The organism is Uliginosibacterium aquaticum (genome assembly GCF_012972705.2).
Taxonomy (GTDB): Bacteria; Pseudomonadota; Gammaproteobacteria; order Burkholderiales; family Rhodocyclaceae; genus Uliginosibacterium; species Uliginosibacterium aquaticum.
Window position 1 is genome coordinate 122297 of sequence record NZ_JABCSC020000002.1, and the last position, 15070, is coordinate 137366.

The 15070-nt window shown below is 63.1% G+C and carries 13 protein-coding genes; 5 read left to right on the forward strand and 8 right to left on the reverse strand.

Annotation, left to right across the window (positions count from 1 at the left end; genetic code table 11):
- Positions 1-33 precede the first annotated feature (33 nt).
- Positions 34-696 carry an RBBP9/YdeN family alpha/beta hydrolase gene (locus tag HJ583_RS08015; protein WP_170021459.1) on the forward strand — a complete coding sequence of 221 codons (663 nt, stop codon included), beginning with the start codon at positions 34-36 and terminating at the stop codon, positions 694-696.
- Here HJ583_RS08015 and HJ583_RS08020 read toward each other — a convergent pair.
- Positions 669-1016 (reverse strand): helix-hairpin-helix domain-containing protein, encoded by a 348-nt coding sequence (locus HJ583_RS08020; RefSeq protein ID WP_170021460.1) that lies wholly within the window; start codon positions 1014-1016, stop codon positions 669-671. The two genes, HJ583_RS08015 and HJ583_RS08020, sit on opposite strands and share 28 nt — an antisense overlap.
- 209 nt (positions 1017-1225) lie before the next feature.
- Here HJ583_RS08020 and HJ583_RS08025 point away from each other — a divergent pair, with 209 nt between their 5' ends.
- Positions 1226-2377: a methionine aminotransferase gene (locus HJ583_RS08025; RefSeq protein ID WP_170021461.1), complete on the forward strand. Its 1152-nt coding sequence runs from the start codon at positions 1226-1228 to the stop codon at positions 2375-2377.
- Between the two features lie 18 nt (positions 2378-2395).
- Here HJ583_RS08025 and HJ583_RS19325 read toward each other — a convergent pair whose 3' ends face one another.
- The 3 genes from HJ583_RS19325 to HJ583_RS08040 form a co-directional block, all read right to left on the reverse strand.
- Positions 2396-4483, reverse strand: a complete 2088-nt coding sequence (locus HJ583_RS19325) for an AAA family ATPase (RefSeq protein ID WP_170021462.1) — start codon at positions 4481-4483, stop codon at positions 2396-2398.
- A 404-nt stretch (positions 4484-4887) separates the two neighbouring features.
- The gene (locus tag HJ583_RS08035) at positions 4888-5193 is read right to left on the reverse strand and encodes a DUF2325 domain-containing protein (RefSeq protein ID WP_170021463.1); all 306 of its coding nucleotides are present in this window, start codon (positions 5191-5193) and stop codon (positions 4888-4890) included.
- A 143-nt stretch (positions 5194-5336) separates the two neighbouring features.
- Positions 5337-6245, reverse strand: coding sequence for a pirin family protein (locus HJ583_RS08040; RefSeq protein ID WP_170021464.1), 909 nt, complete (start codon positions 6243-6245; stop codon positions 5337-5339).
- A 173-nt stretch (positions 6246-6418) separates the two neighbouring features.
- On the opposite strand from HJ583_RS08040, the gene HJ583_RS08045 reads away from it, so the two are divergent.
- The 3 genes from HJ583_RS08045 to HJ583_RS08055 all read left to right on the forward strand — a co-directional run bounded on the left by HJ583_RS08045 (position 6419) and on the right by HJ583_RS08055 (position 8619).
- A complete protein-coding gene (locus HJ583_RS08045; RefSeq protein ID WP_170021465.1) occupies positions 6419-7120 on the forward strand; it encodes a pirin family protein in 702 nt (233 codons plus the stop codon).
- Positions 7121-7160: 40 nt separating this feature from the next.
- Positions 7161-7571, forward strand: coding sequence for a DoxX family protein (locus HJ583_RS08050; protein ID WP_101943564.1), 411 nt, complete (start codon positions 7161-7163; stop codon positions 7569-7571).
- A 103-nt stretch (positions 7572-7674) separates the two neighbouring features.
- Positions 7675-8619 (forward strand): LysR family transcriptional regulator, encoded by a 945-nt coding sequence (locus tag HJ583_RS08055; RefSeq protein ID WP_170021466.1) that lies wholly within the window; start codon positions 7675-7677, stop codon positions 8617-8619.
- Positions 8620-9009: 390 nt separating this feature from the next.
- Here HJ583_RS08055 and kdpE read toward each other — a convergent pair whose 3' ends face one another.
- From kdpE to kdpB, 4 genes are read right to left on the reverse strand one after another with little or no spacing between them, the layout of a single operon-like run.
- Positions 9010-9693, reverse strand: coding sequence for a two-component system response regulator KdpE (gene kdpE, locus HJ583_RS08060; protein ID WP_170021467.1), 684 nt, complete (start codon positions 9691-9693; stop codon positions 9010-9012).
- Complete coding sequence (locus HJ583_RS08065) at positions 9690-12362, reverse strand: DUF4118 domain-containing protein (protein WP_170021468.1); 2673 nt, start codon at positions 12360-12362, stop codon at positions 9690-9692. The genes kdpE and HJ583_RS08065 overlap by 4 nt, the downstream gene beginning before the upstream one ends.
- Positions 12359-12976: a potassium-transporting ATPase subunit KdpC gene (gene kdpC / locus HJ583_RS08070; protein WP_328824857.1), complete on the reverse strand. Its 618-nt coding sequence runs from the start codon at positions 12974-12976 to the stop codon at positions 12359-12361. Before kdpC ends, HJ583_RS08065 begins: the two co-directional genes overlap by 4 nt.
- Positions 12976-15063 carry a potassium-transporting ATPase subunit KdpB gene (gene kdpB, locus HJ583_RS08075; RefSeq protein ID WP_170021469.1) on the reverse strand — a complete coding sequence of 696 codons (2088 nt, stop codon included), beginning with the start codon at positions 15061-15063 and terminating at the stop codon, positions 12976-12978. Before kdpB ends, kdpC begins: the two co-directional genes overlap by 1 nt.
- Positions 15064-15070 lie beyond the last annotated feature (7 nt).

The window sequence follows — 15070 nt, forward strand, 5'->3', positions numbered from 1 at the left end:
AGCCTCGCTCTTTCCTGCGGAGGGCCTCACGCCATGTCAAAAATCCTGATCGTTCCGGGCCTGCATGGCAGCAGCCCCGAGCACTGGCAGAGCTGGCTGGAAACAAAGCTCCCAGACACCCAGCGCATCGAACAGGATGACTGGGCAACCCCCCATCTGCCGCGCTGGGCCGGCGCCATCCGGCATGAGCTGGACCGCGCCAAGGGCCACGTCTGGATCATCGCCCACAGCTACGGCTGCCTCGCAACGGCGCTGGCAACCACCGGTTATCAGGACAAGGTTGCGGGCATCATGTTCGTAGCGCCTGCGGACCCGGACAAATTCGATGTTGCAAGTTATCTCGCGCACGAAAAACTCGCCTTTCCGAGCGTCGTCGTGGCTTCCAGCAATGACCCATGGATGCGCCTGACGAAGGCCGCTTACTGGGCAGACCTGTGGGGCGCACGCCTGATCAATCTCGGCAATGCCGGGCATATCAACGTGGATTCAGGCTTTGGCGCATGGCAGGAAGGACTCGATATTTTCGAGCAGTTGCTCAAGACGCAATCCGATCTGCCGCTGGGTACGCTGGACCCTGATTTCCGCTTCGATGCAGGGAAGAAAACGCCGGCCACCCGGAAGTCCCGCCAATTCAATCAGCGCCTGCAAGCGAACTGGCACCGCTGGCTCTATGGCGACGAAAAACCCGTCGTGTGAACGCCACCGCCCTCCTCATCCACGGGCGTGTGTGCCACCTCGTAACCATTCTTCTCGAGCAAACGCCGGGCTTTGACGAGACGCTCCTGCAAGCGACAGAAGCGCAGGCTGCTGCGATAGTCATCCGGGCTGTTGGCCAGATCCAGACCATTGGCGGCCAGCCAGCCACGAATGATGTTCAGGCTCTTGCCACCGATTCCCGGCATGCGCGACAGCGTGTGATAGTCCAGCAGCGCGACATCCTCGGGCGTGAAATCACGCCGCTCCAGCAAGGCACGCAATGCATTGATCTGACGGGTGTTCAATACACCTTCTGGCATGGCGGAAAGAACTCCTTATGGCAAAGAGGGGTGGAGGGTTTCCTTGATAGTAAACAGGCACACAAGCTGAGCCGAACGAATAAATCACGATGTACTTATTCAATTTTCAGCACCCTGCCCGCTTAACACCGCACTGAGAATCAGCATCTGCCAGCCCCTGGCCACGACCGGTATACACTTTCTTTCTCTCACCACGCCTCATCCGCAGCATGCCCATCCACTCCAAACTCCCCGCCATCGGCACCACCATTTTCAGCGTGATGAGCACACTCGCCGCCGAGCATGGCGCGATCAACCTGTCGCAAGGCTTTCCGGATTACCCCTGCGACCCTGCCCTGCTCGATGCGCTCGCTGCTGCCGCACATGCCGGCCACAACCAGTACGCTCCGATGGCAGGCCTGCCTGCCCTGCGTGCTGCGATCGCCGCCAAACTCCTGCTGCAGCATGGCACTGCAGTCGATGCCGATAGCGAAATCACTGTCGCCGCCGGCGCTACCCAGGCATTGTTCACGGCCATAGCAAGCGTGCTGCAGGCGGGTGACGAAGCCATCCTGCTCGACCCTTCCTATGACAGCTATGCCCCAAGCATTCTCGCGCAAGGTGCGAAACCAGTGCATGTCGCACTCATGGCACCGGACTTCAAGGTGGACTGGGAACAGGTGGAGCACGCGGTGACGCCGCGAACCCGACTCATCCTGATCAACAATCCGAACAACCCGGCGACCTCGGTGTTTTCAGCGGCCGATCTGGATGCGCTGGCCGCGATAGCCGAGCGCCATGATCTGCTCGTGCTCGCCGATGAAGTATATGAACACCTGATCTACGACGGAGCGACGCATCAGAGCGTGCTGACTCATCCGGCCCTGCGTGCGCGCAGCTTCGCGGTATATTCCTTCGGCAAGACCTTTCACGCCACCGGCTGGAAGATCGGCTACTGCGTCGCCCCGCCAGCGCTCAGCGCCGAGTTCCGCAAGATCCACCAATTCCTCGTCTTCGCCGTAAACACCCCGGCCCAGCATGCCTTGGCCGCTCACCTTGCAGATCCTGCAAGCTGGCAAGGCCTCTCCGCCTTCTTTGCCGAGCGGCGCGCCTTGCTCGCACCCGGGCTGGAGTCAGCGGGCTTCAAGCTCCTGCCTAGCCAGGGCACCTACTTCCAGCTCGCCGATTACTCGGCGATCCGGCCGGATCTGGAAGATGTGGCCTTTGCCCGCTGGCTGACCCTCGAGCACGGCGTGGCGAGTATTCCGGTCTCGGTGTTCTACCAGCAACCACCAGCACAGAAAATCGTGCGCTTCTGTTTTGCCAAGCAAACGCAAACCCTGCAGGCAGCCAGCGAACGCCTGGCCAGGCTAGGCACCTGAGCGGCCGCAGGCAGGCGTCTAGGCCAACACCGCCCGGGCTGACTCGAAATTGCGGATTTCCTGCAGCGCCTCACTCAGCGTCATTTCGTTGGCAGCCAGCAGCTTGCCAACCAGATGCTCGGTCAGCGGTTTGAAGCCCGTCAGCACGGCTTTGGTTTCGCGGTAAAGACGCTCGTTCTGCGCCTCCATGATGTTGCGGGTTTCCTCATCCAGTGCCGGGCCGGCGTTATCGCGGGTGAGTGCGCCAAAGTTGAGGCGGGTCTTGCGATACATCCCCATCTCACCCACCGCGTGGTGCAGCAACTGCGTCACGCGCGTGATGTCGTTGTGTGCGCCGTTGGTGGTGCCCTCCTCACCGAAGAACAGCTCCTCGTTGGCCATGCCTCCCAGCAGCACACGCACATCGTGCTCGATGTCGTCCTTGGTCTTGAGCAGATTGCTGCGCTGCTTGTGGAAGACAAAACCCAGCGCATTGGTGCGCGGGTTGGCCTTGAGCGAAATCTTGAGCGTGCGCATATCGGCCAGAATCTGCTCCCAGTCATCGTGGGTCCGCTGACGCTCGTAATCAAGATCGACCAGGAAGTGGCCCAGCTCGTGCACCGCGATGATGCGCCGATCACGCTCGCGATCCTGCGTGGTGTTGGAATTGACATTCCCGACGAGCACGCGCTCGGCCGCCCTCATCAGGGTTTTGGCACCGATCATCTCGCCGGCCTGCACGGCCATGATGCCGGCCTGATTGACGATGGTCTCAAGATCAGCCGGGCTGCAGCCCTCGGTCACAGCCACGATCTGATGCAGATCGAGATCGGGCAAGACCTTCTCGGCGCGTTGCGCCAGGTAATGCCCGATGATGGCCCGCCGCTCATCGCGATTGGGCAAGCGGAAGTCCACCTTCATCTGGAAGCGGCGCAGCATCGCCTCGTCCATCTGCATGCTTTCGCTGCTGAAATTGCTGGCCACGATCCAGATGATCTTGGCATCACTCCGGCTGCGCACCCCGTCGATTACCGACAACAAGGTGTTCGCGGTGTCGTCATCGAACTTGCGGTGGCGCCCGCCGCGTTTCATGAACAGATCCTGTGCCTCATCGAGGAAGACGATGCAGCGTCGGCGCCGCTTGGCCATGGCGACAATCCGCGTCAGGGTATTGGAGCCGCCGGCCACGAATCCCGTTTCGAGGTTGGCCGCCGAGTGGAACAGGATCGGCAGATTGAGTTCCTTGGCCAGATAGCTGGCCAGCTTGGTCTTGCCGGTACCCGCCGGGCCGCTGAACATGACGTTGAAAGGCTTGCTGATGCCGTACTCGGCGTATTCGGCGCGGCGCTGATACTGATCCTTGATCTGCGCCACCTCGGCCTTGATGTCTTCCATGCCCACCAGCTCATCGATGGAGCCGCGAATCTGCGCCGGCTCGATGAACTTGAGCGACTTGAACTGCCCCTTGAGCTGAAGATACAGAAAACCCAGCAGACCCAGCATCAGCGCTGCAGACAACAGGCCGCTGGCAGCACTGGCCCAGCTGCGCTTCTCGGACAGGGGACGAGCATCGGAGAAGCGCAGATCGAGGCGCTCAAGCAGCTCGAGATTGCGCGCACTGAGCTCGCTGCGCGGGATGAACACCAGCTTGCTACCCCACGGTGCCGTCACCGCCTTGTCGGCAAATATCTTGGTCTCCATGTCACTCGGGTAATACGCATACTGCCGGCCCCGCGATTCGACCAACAGGATGCGCTCCGAAACGGTCCACATCAGGGCCCGGTAGATCACCACGATGCGCTCGATCGGATGCTTTTCCAGAAAGCCCAGCACCGAGCCCGTACCGAAAACCACCGGCAGATCCTTCAGCGCCGACCCGCCCTCACCCGTTTCGCCCTCGATGACCATGGCCTTGATCTGTTCGGCCAGTATGGCCTGCTTCTGGGTCAGCGAAATCGAGTACAACGCCGAGCCCGGAATCAGCAGGGCCAGCACGAGAACAACCAGCCGGACCAGGCTCGACTGGATCGCAAACCAGTCCTGCAGACGGCTGATGGATTTGCGGAAGGCGAACCAGAGGCCGGCGGGTTGAGCCGGCACAAGTTTGGGCTTGGAGGAATCGGACACGCTCACCTCTCGCTGAGTGCTGCATCAAGCTCCAGGACTGGAACACCAGCGCACCGATGGACCAATCGCAATCAGCGCCCGGACCTTGTCCGAGGGCAAGGCCACACCTCGGGCCTGAATAAGAATCCACGCCCGCAGCGCCCTGTTTGAGCTTAGTGGATGGACAGCCTCGTCGATAGCGTCAAGCTGAGGAGCCCGCGCTCTGCCGCCGCCCGTGCAGGTCTTGTACCTGAGGCCCGGACGCGGCCTGTGGGCCTGAATGATCACGGGTTTAGCCGCTCGTCACGCCGCATCAGGCCTCACCGGTGAAACACAAAATTACTTTGAGCAGTCCTGGTCCATCCCTTGTGGCGCTATGAAAACACTGGCAACGCGCAAGATCCAGGCTCAGCACAGGAGCCTGCTCAATGCCCAGCCTCCAGCACCAGGCCGGCCAGTTTTTCGCGGATTTCAGTCAGCGAGTGGCGCGCATAGAGCAGCGGTAGCTCGCGGCGCTTGGCCTGATCGCGCACATTGCGCAGGAGCTGGTGATTGATGCGATCGCAGATCACCACCACCAGACCCGTACCACTGGGAATCTTGCGGCGCTCGTCGCCAACCTTGCGGCCAGTCCAGTGTTCGGTCGCCGTGAAACCTCTCAGATGAGGATTATGTTCCAGCTCCTGCCTGATCGGATCCACGTGATCTGCGCCGACGATCAATGCCTTCATCGCATTCTCCCCAAGCCAAGTCGATAAAACCCAGCTTAGGGATAATCTGCAACGGGCAGAACCATGAATTTATTCGCTGCTTATGCCAATGCCTGGTCTAAGCAAATGCCTGCCACATCCATCCGGCTACGGCATGGGCTGCCTCATTGCGCCCAGGGTATTTTCGGCGGTGCGATGCGCCGTCCCTGTCCTCCTTCGACCTCGCCAAAACGTGCGGCACGCGCCTCCCAATCGGCCTGGGCCTGGGCAATATAAGGCTTGGAGTAGCCAACGAAATTCCACCACATGGTGATCGGTGTTTGGAGCGGCTCCCCTCCCAGCAGCAACGCTCGTGATCCCGCGGCCATTTCCAGCTCGAGCTGATTCAGACCTTTCCCCATATACACAAATTCGCTAGCGCTGAAGCTTTGCCCGGCCAGCCTCAGCGCACCTTCAAGGGGTAGCAATGCGTACTCGAAATCACTGCGCAGGGGCAGCACAGCGTGGGCATGCCCTTCGCTCCGAATGTCCACTCCGAGCAAGGGGGAATGCACCCGCACCGGTGCCGAGCGGCCGCAAAAATCGCCCACCAGCAGGGTCAGGCCCAGGCCCTGCTCCAGCCAGCCGGGCAGATCGGGGTAATGCTCAAAGGCCGGCGCGATATCGATTTGCTCTGGCGGCAAGGCAATCCACAGTTGCGCCGCATGCAACGTGCTGGCATCCGGCACGGAGTCTTCGGTGTGGGAGATGCCACGCCCGGCAGTCATCAGATTCACCTGGCCCGGGCGGATGATCTGCTCCGAGCCCAGGCTGTCGCGGTGCAGGATTTCGCCCTCCATCATCCAGGTGAAGGTCTGCAGGGCCGTATGCGGGTGAGCGCCAACGTGCAGCCCCTCCTCCTTGCCAAAGTGCACCGGGCCGATGTGATCGAGAAAACACCAGGCCCCCACCATGCGCTGCTCGCGTGTCGGCAGTGCACGCCGGATGCTCAAACCCGCGCCCAGCTCGGCACTGCGCAGGGCGATACGGGTGATCGGTGAAGGCGAATCCTGATTTGCGTGCGATTCAGACATACGACGCTCCTTGGCAAGCTTTCACGAAGCCTAGCGCAAGACGCTGACGAGCTGCGCACCGGAAAACCAATCATTCAATTATTCTGAATGATGGAGACAAAATCATTGCATCCAGTCAGAGTATTTGAGGATTAAAGTCACTCCATCGCCACTGCATCACCCAGGAGACAGACATGCTGACCCTTCGCAAATCCCAGGACCGCGGCCACGCCGATCACGGCTGGCTCAAAAGCCAACACTCCTTCTCTTTTGCCGACTACTACGATCCGGCCCACATGGGCTGGGGCAATCTGTTGGTCATCAATGAAGACCGCATCGCCCCTGGCACTGGTTTCGGCACCCACGGCCACCGCGATATGGAAATCATCAGCTATGTGCTCTCCGGAGCCCTGGCGCACAAGGACAGCATGGGTAATGGCACGGCCATCCTGCCCGACGAGGTCCAGCGCATGAGCGCCGGCAGCGGCGTGCGCCACAGCGAGTTCAACCATGCTGCCGATGCCACCACGCACTTCCTGCAGATCTGGATCCAACCCAGCGAGAAAGGCATTACCCCCGGCTATGAACAGAAGCATTTCGCCCCCGACGAAAAACGCGGTCGCCTGCGCCTGATCGCCTCGCCGGATGGTGCGGAAGGCTCGGTCACGATTCATGCCGATGCCACGCTAAGGGCAGGCTTTTTCGACGCAGAGGAACGGGCAGAGCTGGTACTCGACCCCACTCGCAAAGCTTATGTTCATCTGGTCCGCGGCAGCCTCACGGTCAACGGCGTGCGCCTGAGCGCCGGTGATGCAGCCCGCCTCGAAGCTGAAAGTCTGATCGTCCTGTCCGCAGGCCAGGATGCCGAAGTACTCGTGTTTGATCTGGCCGCCTGAAGGCGTGCCGCGCTCTTCTTAACTCAAAAAGGAAACCATCATGTTCAAGACTCTGCAAAACCCGCTCTCCTTCGCCTCCCGTCTTCTGCTGGCAGCGCTTTTCCTGCCCGCAGGCATCGGCAAGCTCACCGGCTTTGCCGGCACCGTTGGCTACATCGCGTCAGTCGGTCTGCCGCTGCCTGCCGTGGGCGCAGCGCTCGCCCTGGTCGTCGAAATCGTTGGCAGCCTGGCCCTGATCGCCGGCTTCGGCACCCGTATCGCAGCACTGGTGCTGGCGGCCTTTACCCTGGTGGCCTCGTTCTTCTTTCACGCTTACTGGGCAGTTCCGGCAGACCAGCAACTCGTTGTGCAATTGTTGTTCTTCAAGAACATCGCGGTGGTCGGTGGCCTGCTGAGCGTAGCGGCCTGGGGCGCTGGTGGCTGGAGCCTGGACGCACGCCGCGAAGCCTGATCGGTGCTACAACCAGCCCTCCGGCTTACCGGAGGGCTTCATCGCTTGCAGCAGCTCACCCCGCAATGGCAGCATTCAAAAAAATTGAGCGTTTGAAAGCCTTATGCCAACTCCCCGTGATGTGCTGACACCCGCATCGCTCCACTTGCTGCAGTTAATTGCCGACACCGGAAGTTTCGCCGCTGCCGCCCGTGCCAGCGACATGGTGCCCAGCGCCCTCACCTATCGGGTCCGCCAGATCGAGGACGCGCTGGATGTGCTGCTGTTTGACCGCAGCTCCCGCCAGGCCCGGCTCACCCCGGCAGGCGCCGAACTGCTGCGTGAAGGCGCAAGCCTCCTGGCCGGCATCGACGCAGTGGCCAATCGCGTCAAACGCGTCGCAACCGGCTGGGAGCCCCAGCTGACCATCGCGGTGGACAGCATCATTGATCGGAGCACGGTGATGGAATTGTGTTCAGGCTTTCTGAGCCTGAATCCCCCTACCCGGCTCAAGCTGCGCGCCGAAACCCTGTCCGGCACGCTGGCCGCACTGAGTTCCGGGCAGGCCGACCTGGCCCTCGGCGTGGTAATGGATCAGCAACCCCGCCCCGGCCTGTTACGCGAGTCACTGGGCGTCGTGCGCTTCGTGTTTGCGGTCGCCCCGCATCACCCTCTGGCCCAGGTTCCAGAGCCTCTTTCAGACGACATCATCCGCCAGCACCGGGCCGTCGCGATCGCGGACTCCATCCAGCACGGAGACAGCCTGAGCATCGGCCTGCTCACCGGTCAGGATGTCTTCACGGTAGCCGACTTGCCTGCCAAGGTAGACGCGCAGATCCGTGGCCTGGGCGTGGGCTTCCTGCCGACCTGCCTGGCGCAGAACTACATCGACACCGGCCGGCTGGTCGTCAAGCGCGTGGAGCGGGCGGAGCAGCAGATCCAGTCCAGCTACGCCTGGCGCAAGGGTGGCCAGGCAGAACAAGGGCGCGCCTTGCAATGGTGGCTCGAACAACTCCAGGCGCCACTGACGCGGGCCGCGCTGCTCGGGGTACGCAACTGGCGGGGCTGATCGCCCGCCACGGGCGTTTGGCGCAAATCAGATACGTGCCAGATTGGCTAGGGCAGACGCCAGAATTAATAGTTAAGCCGCACAGTGGCTTCAGAGGCGGAGCCAGCGATCGGGCCGACCATGCGGTTTTGCAATAAACCATGCACCTAGAGGCTGTTCATGATCTTACTGCGCCGATCGTAAGCCGCCTCTAAAAGCTGTTCACGATCTGTAGCGAGAGGCCGTCAGCAGGGGCGAAGCAGGGTTTAGCAGAGCCTGCTCTGCGCTGCCGCAGCCGGTTTGCTGTGCGAAGCAGACCGTGGGGAAGAGCAGCGCATGAGCCCTGATCACGGCCTCGCCGTCAGATCGTGAACAGCTTCAGACGACCATGTTTTTGGGCAACGTGATACTTCAACTGAGCAAGCGATAGCCCACACCGGTTTCGGTCAGCAGATGGGCAGGCTGTGCCGGACTCTGCTCCAGCTTCTCGCGCAACTGCTTCATGTAGATCCGCAGGTAGTGGGTGCGCTCGGCGTAACCCGGCCCCCAGGCATCCGTCATCAACTGTCGGTGCGTCAGCACGCGGCCGTGGCCCCGGATGAGCGCGGTCAGCAGGCGATATTCGATGGGCGTGAGATGCACCTCCTCGCCTGCGCGGGTCACTCGGCGGCGGATCATGTCCACCGTCACATCACCGAAACCGAATACGGCTTGCTCACCGACGGCCATGCTGGCCTGGCGGCGCACTTGCGCGCGGACCCGCGCCAGTAATTCGGGCACCCCGAAGGGTTTGACCAGATAGTCATCGGCACCGGCGTCCAGCGCGGCGACCTTTTCACTTTCCTGAGTACGCGCCGACAGCACGATGATGGGGATGCGCGACCAGCTGCGCACGTCGCGGATGACTTCGAGCCCGTCGCGGTCAGGCAGGCCCAGATCGAGAATCAGCAGCTCCGGTTGGCGCGTGCCGGCTTCGATCAGGCCACGCCCTGCGCAATCTGCTTCGAAAACTTCACAGCCTTCGGTTTCCAACGAGGAACGCACGAAGCGGCGGATCACCGGATCGTCTTCAATAATCAGTACCCGGCTGCTCATGCATCCTTCTCCAGGTTGGTGCTCTCAGGGGGCTCGCCCAGCGGCAGGCTGAAGCGGAAGCCGGCGCCGCCATTGGCCCGATTGTGCGCTTCAATCTGGCCGCCATGCGCACTCACGATGGCCCGGCAGATGGCCAGGCCGAGGCCGACGCCGGGTTGCGCGGATTCCGCGTCACCACGCTCGAATTTTGCAAACAGGCGCTCCGTCGGGCCGGTCGGCAAGCCAGGGCCGTCGTCGTCCACGCTGACCTGGAGCATGCGCCCCTGCTGTTCGGCAGAGATGCGGATGCGGCTGGAGGCCGGGGTGTATTTGATGGCGTTGTCGAGCAGGTTCACCAACACGCGCTCAATCAGCACCGGATCGAATTCGCACAGGGGCAGGTCTGGCTCGATGCGCGTTTCCAGCGCGTGCGATGCGAGTTGTACGCTCAGCTGGCGACTAGCTGTTTCGATCACCTCTTCAATCGCACACCAGTCGCGCTTCACCTCGATGCGACCGGTCTGCAAGCGGGCCATGTCCAGCAGATTGGAGACCTGTGCGGTCAGGCGATGCGCTGTGTCGCGCATGCCCAGGATCATTTCCTGCTCTTCTGGTGGCCGCGATGGCCGGGCCGCCAGCGTGTCGGCCATGCCGACCAGACCGGTCAGCGGGGTGCGCAGATCGTGCGATACGGCGGCCAGCAGCGAGTTGCGCAGGCGCTCGGACTCCATGCTGACCAGCGCCTCCTGTGCGACCTCGACGTAATGCACCCGCTCCAGCGCCTGGGCGATCTGGCTAATGCAGGTTTCCAGCTGACGGGTGATGGCCGGCTCGTCCAGCACCAGCCCATGCCCGGGCAGCAAGCCCAGTACGCCGCGCACCCGCATCGGCGCACGCAGCGGCAGGTAGCGCGCCTTGGCTGCCGGCAGCGTGGCCGTGCCGCGGCCTGCAGCCTGCTCATGCTCGAAGACCCATTGCGCCACCGCAAGATCGACGAAGTCGCCGTCGGGCGCATGCGCTGGCCGCACCTTGGCGTCTGCGTCCGGCAGCAGAATGGAGACGCGCGCCTGAAAAATGCCCGCCAGATTCTGCAGGGCAACATCGACGATCTGCTCTGTGGAAAGCGCGGCGGAGAGCGCACGTGACAGTTCGGCCAGCTGCGCCGAACGATGCTCGCGCTCGGCGGCCGTCACCGCCTCGAACTTCAGCTTGGCCGCGAGCTGGCCGATCACCAGGGCCACCACCAGCATGAGGACGAAGGTAAATACATATTGCGTGTCATTGACCGTAAAAGTCAGACGCGGCGGCACGAAGAAGAAATCGAAAGACGCGACGCTGAGGCAGGCGGCCAGCGCGCCCGGCCCGCGCCCGAAGCGCAGGGCCACGCCCACCACGGCGAGCAGGAAGACCATCACGACGTTGGCCAGATCGAATACCGACAGGAGCAAGGCGGCAAAAGCGGTGGTGGCAGCGCAGATGGCGATGGCCCAGACGTAGCCGCGCCAGTTCACGGGCAGGCGACGCTCAGGAGCTTCCTTGCGGTTTTCGTGATGCGGCAGGCCGACCACGACGATTTCCAGCTCATGTTCGATCAGGGCCAGCCGGTCCAGCAGGGAGGGGTGCAGCAGGCGTTGCCAGGCGCCGCGCCGCGCCCGCCCGAGTACCAGCTTGCCCGCGTTCCGATTGATGGCGAAGCGCACCAGCGCGTCGGCTGGATTCACGGCGCTCAGGCTGCACACCTCGGCCCCCAGCGAAGCCGCCAGCGTCAGCGCATTGCGCCGGCGCCCGCGATGCGATTCGGATTCGCCGGCCATGTCGGGCGTTTCCACGCTGACCGCAATCCACTCGGCCTGCGTATGGTTGGCCATGCGTGCAGCATTCCGAACCAGGGTCTCGCCGCCCTCGCCGGGGCCGATGCAGACGATCAGGCGATCACGCGTTTGCCACACGCGATCAATCGCCCGGTCCGCACGGTATTCGCGCATCTGGGCGTCTACACGGTCGGCGGTGCGCCGCAGTGCCAGTTCGCGCAGGGCGATCAGGTTGCCGGTGCGGAAGAAGTTGTCGGCGGCCCACTCGGCCGCGTCTCCCAGATAGACCTTGCCGGCCTTGAGGCGGCTCTGCAGTTCTTCGGGCGGCAGATCGATCAGCGAGACTTCGTCGGCACGCTCATAGATCTGGTCGGGCACCGTTTCATGCACGCGGATGCCGGTGATGCTGCCGACCACATCGTTGAGGCTCTCCAGATGCTGGACGTTGAGTGCCGTCCACACATCAATCCCGGCGGCGAGCAGTTCTTCCACATCCTGCCAGCGTTTGCGGTGACGGCTGCCTTCGATGTTGGTATGCGCCAGTTCATCGACCACGATCAGCGCCGGCTTGCGGGCTAGCGCCGCGTCCAGATCGAATTCGGCAAGCATTCGCCCGCGATAGGCCACTTCGCGCCGAGGCAGCAGCGGCAGGCCTTCGAGCAACGCCGCCGTTTCACTGCGGCCGTGGGTCTCTACCACGCCGATCAGCACGTCCGCGCCCTCGGCAAGCCTCTGCCGGGCCGCGCCCAGCATGGCGTAGGTCTTGCCCACCCCGGCACAGGCGCCGAAGAAGATCTTCAGGCGCCCACGCGCGGCCTGCTCGCTTTCGCGCTCCAGGGCGGCGAGCAGACGGTCGGGGTCGGGCCTTTGGTCGGTCACTTCAGGGCATCCAGGGCAAGGTTCACCTGCAACACATTCACGCGCGCCTCACCAAACAGGCCGAAGGCAGGCTGCTCGGTGCAAGCCTCGATGATAGCCTGCACCCGCTCAGCGGGCAGACCGCGAATCTGCGCAATGCGCGCGATCTGCCAGCGCGCCGCTGCGGGGGAAATGTGCGGATCGAGGCCGGAGGCCGAGGCGGTGACCAGCTCCTGCGGCACTAGTCCGGTCTGCGCCGGATTGGCTGCACGCTGCTCGGCAATGCGGGCCTTGACCGTGTCGACGAGCGCCGGATTCAGCGGGCCGAGATTGCTGCCGCCGGAGGCCAGTGCGTTGTAGGGCTGCGGCCCGGTGGCGGAGGGGCGGCCCCACAGGTATTTCGCGTCGCTGAAGGGCTGACCGATCAGGGCCGAGCCGACAGACTTGCCGTCTTTCAGGATCAGGCTGCCGTTGGCTTCATCGGCAAACAGGCCCTGCGCGACACCTGTCACCAGCAGCGGATAGGCCAGCCCCGTAATCAGGCTGAGTGCCAGAAACAGGCTGATGGCAGGCCGCGCTTCAGCCAGCAGCGTGCGCCAGATGGATTGTGGCAATTGGGCGGTGGTGGTGTTCATCATGCAACTCCCATGGAAGACAGGAACAGGTCAATCAGCTTGATGCAGGGGAAGGGCAGCAACACCCCGCCCAGACCGTAGATCAGCAGATTGCGACGCAGCAGGATGGCGGCACCGAGCGGGCGATAACGCACCCCGCGCAGGGCCAGCGGGATCAGCGCGATGATGATCAGCGCATTGAAGATCACAGCCGAGAGGATGGCGGAGCTCGGGCTGCTCAGATGCATGATGTCCAGCCGCGCCAGCTGCGGATAGGTGCCGACGAATACCGCGGGCAGGATGGCGAAATACTTGGCCACATCATTGGCCACCGAGAAGGTGGTCAGCGAGCCGCGTGTCATTAGCATCTGCTTGCCGGTCTCGACGATCTCGATCAGTTTGGTCGGGTTGGAGTCCAGATCGACCATGTTGCCGGCTTCCTTGGCGGCCTGCGTGCCGGAGTTCATGGCGACCGCCACGTCGGCCTGGGCCAGTGCCGGCGCGTCGTTGGTGCCGTCGCCGGTCATGGCGACCAGCCGCCCTTCGGCCTGATAGTCGCGGATCAGCTTGAGCTTGTCCTCGGGACGCGCTTCGGCGAGGTAGTCATCCACGCCCGCTTCGGCAGCGATGGCGGCGGCGGTGAGCTTGTTGTCGCCGGTGATCATCACCGTCTTGATGCCCATCTTGCGCAGCTCGGCGAAGCGCTCGCGGATGCCGCCCTTGACGATGTCCTTCAGCTCGATCACGCCCAGCACTTCGCGCCCGTCCGCCACCACCAGCGGCGTGCCGCCGCGCTTGGCGACCTCTTCGACACTGTGCTGCACGGGAGCGGGGAAGGCGCCGCCCTGCTCTTCTACCCAGACGCGCACCGATTCGGCGGCCCCTTTGCGGATGTGGCGCTTGCCGTGTTGCTGGGCATCCTGCCCGTCGATGTCGACGCCGCTCATGCGGGTCTGGGCGGTGAAGGGGACGAAGTGCGCGTCATGCAGATCACGGCCGCGCAGATTGAACTTGTCCTTGGCGAGGACCACGATGCTGCGGCCTTCTGGCGTCTCATCGGCCAGCGAAGCGAGTTGCGCCGCATCGGCCAGGGCTTTTTCGCTCACCCCCGGCGCCGGCAGGAAGGCGCTGGCCTGGCGGTTGCCGAGCGTGATGGTGCCGGTCTTGTCGAGCAGCAGCACATCCACATCACCGGCGGCTTCGACTGCACGACCCGAAGTGGCAATGACATTGGCCTGCATCATGCGGCTCATGCCGGCCACGCCGATGGCCGAGAGCAAGCCGGCAATGGTGGTCGGAATCAGGCATACCAGCAATGCAACCAAGGCGGTGACGCTGATCGGCGTACCTTGGCCTGCACTTGCCACGCTGTAAAGCGAGAAAGGCAGCAGGCTCACACAGGCAAACAGGAAGATCAGGGTCATCGCCACGAGCAGGATGGTCAGTGCAATCTCGTTCGGGGTCTTGCCGCGCTTGGCTCCTTCCACCATCGCGATCATGCGGTCGAGGAAGGCATCGCCCGGATTGGCCGTGACACGGATCACCAGCCAGTCGGACAGCACACGGGTGCCGCCCGTCACCGAGCAGAAGTCGCCGCCAGCCTCGCGAATCACCGGTGCGGATTCGCCGGTGATGGCAGATTCATCCACCGAGGCCACGCCCTCGATCACTTCGCCATCGCCGGGGATGGTTTCCCCCGCAGACACGACGACCACATCACCGCTGCGCAAGTCGCTCGACTCACGCAACTGCCACTGCGCGCCGTGACGCGGCTCGTTCAGAATTTTGGCCCAGGTGGTGCGACGCAGGCCGCGCAAGGCTTCGGCCTGGGCCCGCCCGCGGCCTTCGGCCATGGCTTCGGCAAAGTTGGCAAACAGCACGGTGAACCACAGCCAGACGGCTATCGCCCAGACGAAACCGGCCGGCGCATCGCCCTGACCGGTGCTGGTCTGCACGGCCAGGAAGGTGGTCAGCGCACTGCCGATCCACACCACGAACATCACCGGGTTGCGCAGTTGCGCGCGCGGCGACAGCTTGTACAGCGCTTGCTGCATGGCCGGACGAATCAACGCAGGATCAAGCAGCGGAAGCGTAGTTTTGTTGCTCATGTCATGC

What these genes read in the sequence shown, in the direction of transcription:
- HJ583_RS08025 (WP_170021461.1), top strand. Translation starts at nt 1,226, where the DNA reads ATGCCCATCCACTCCAAACTCCCCGCCATCGGCACCACCATTTTCAGC.
- HJ583_RS08045 (WP_170021465.1), top strand. Translation starts at nt 6,419, where the DNA reads ATGCTGACCCTTCGCAAATCCCAGGACCGCGGCCACGCCGATCACGGC.
- HJ583_RS08020 (WP_170021460.1), bottom strand. Translation starts at nt 1,016, where the DNA reads ATGCCAGAAGGTGTATTGAACACCCGTCAGATCAATGCATTGCGTGCC.
- kdpC (WP_328824857.1), bottom strand. Translation starts at nt 12,976, where the DNA reads ATGAACACCACCACCGCCCAATTGCCACAATCCATCTGGCGCACGCTG.
- HJ583_RS08050 (WP_101943564.1), top strand. Translation starts at nt 7,161, where the DNA reads ATGTTCAAGACTCTGCAAAACCCGCTCTCCTTCGCCTCCCGTCTTCTG.
- kdpB (WP_170021469.1), bottom strand. Translation starts at nt 15,063, where the DNA reads ATGAGCAACAAAACTACGCTTCCGCTGCTTGATCCTGCGTTGATTCGT.
- HJ583_RS08055 (WP_170021466.1), top strand. Translation starts at nt 7,675, where the DNA reads ATGCCAACTCCCCGTGATGTGCTGACACCCGCATCGCTCCACTTGCTG.
- HJ583_RS08040 (WP_170021464.1), bottom strand. Translation starts at nt 6,245, where the DNA reads ATGTCTGAATCGCACGCAAATCAGGATTCGCCTTCACCGATCACCCGT.
- HJ583_RS08015 (WP_170021459.1), top strand. Translation starts at nt 34, where the DNA reads ATGTCAAAAATCCTGATCGTTCCGGGCCTGCATGGCAGCAGCCCCGAG.
- HJ583_RS08035 (WP_170021463.1), bottom strand. Translation starts at nt 5,193, where the DNA reads ATGAAGGCATTGATCGTCGGCGCAGATCACGTGGATCCGATCAGGCAG.
- kdpE (WP_170021467.1), bottom strand. Translation starts at nt 9,693, where the DNA reads ATGAGCAGCCGGGTACTGATTATTGAAGACGATCCGGTGATCCGCCGC.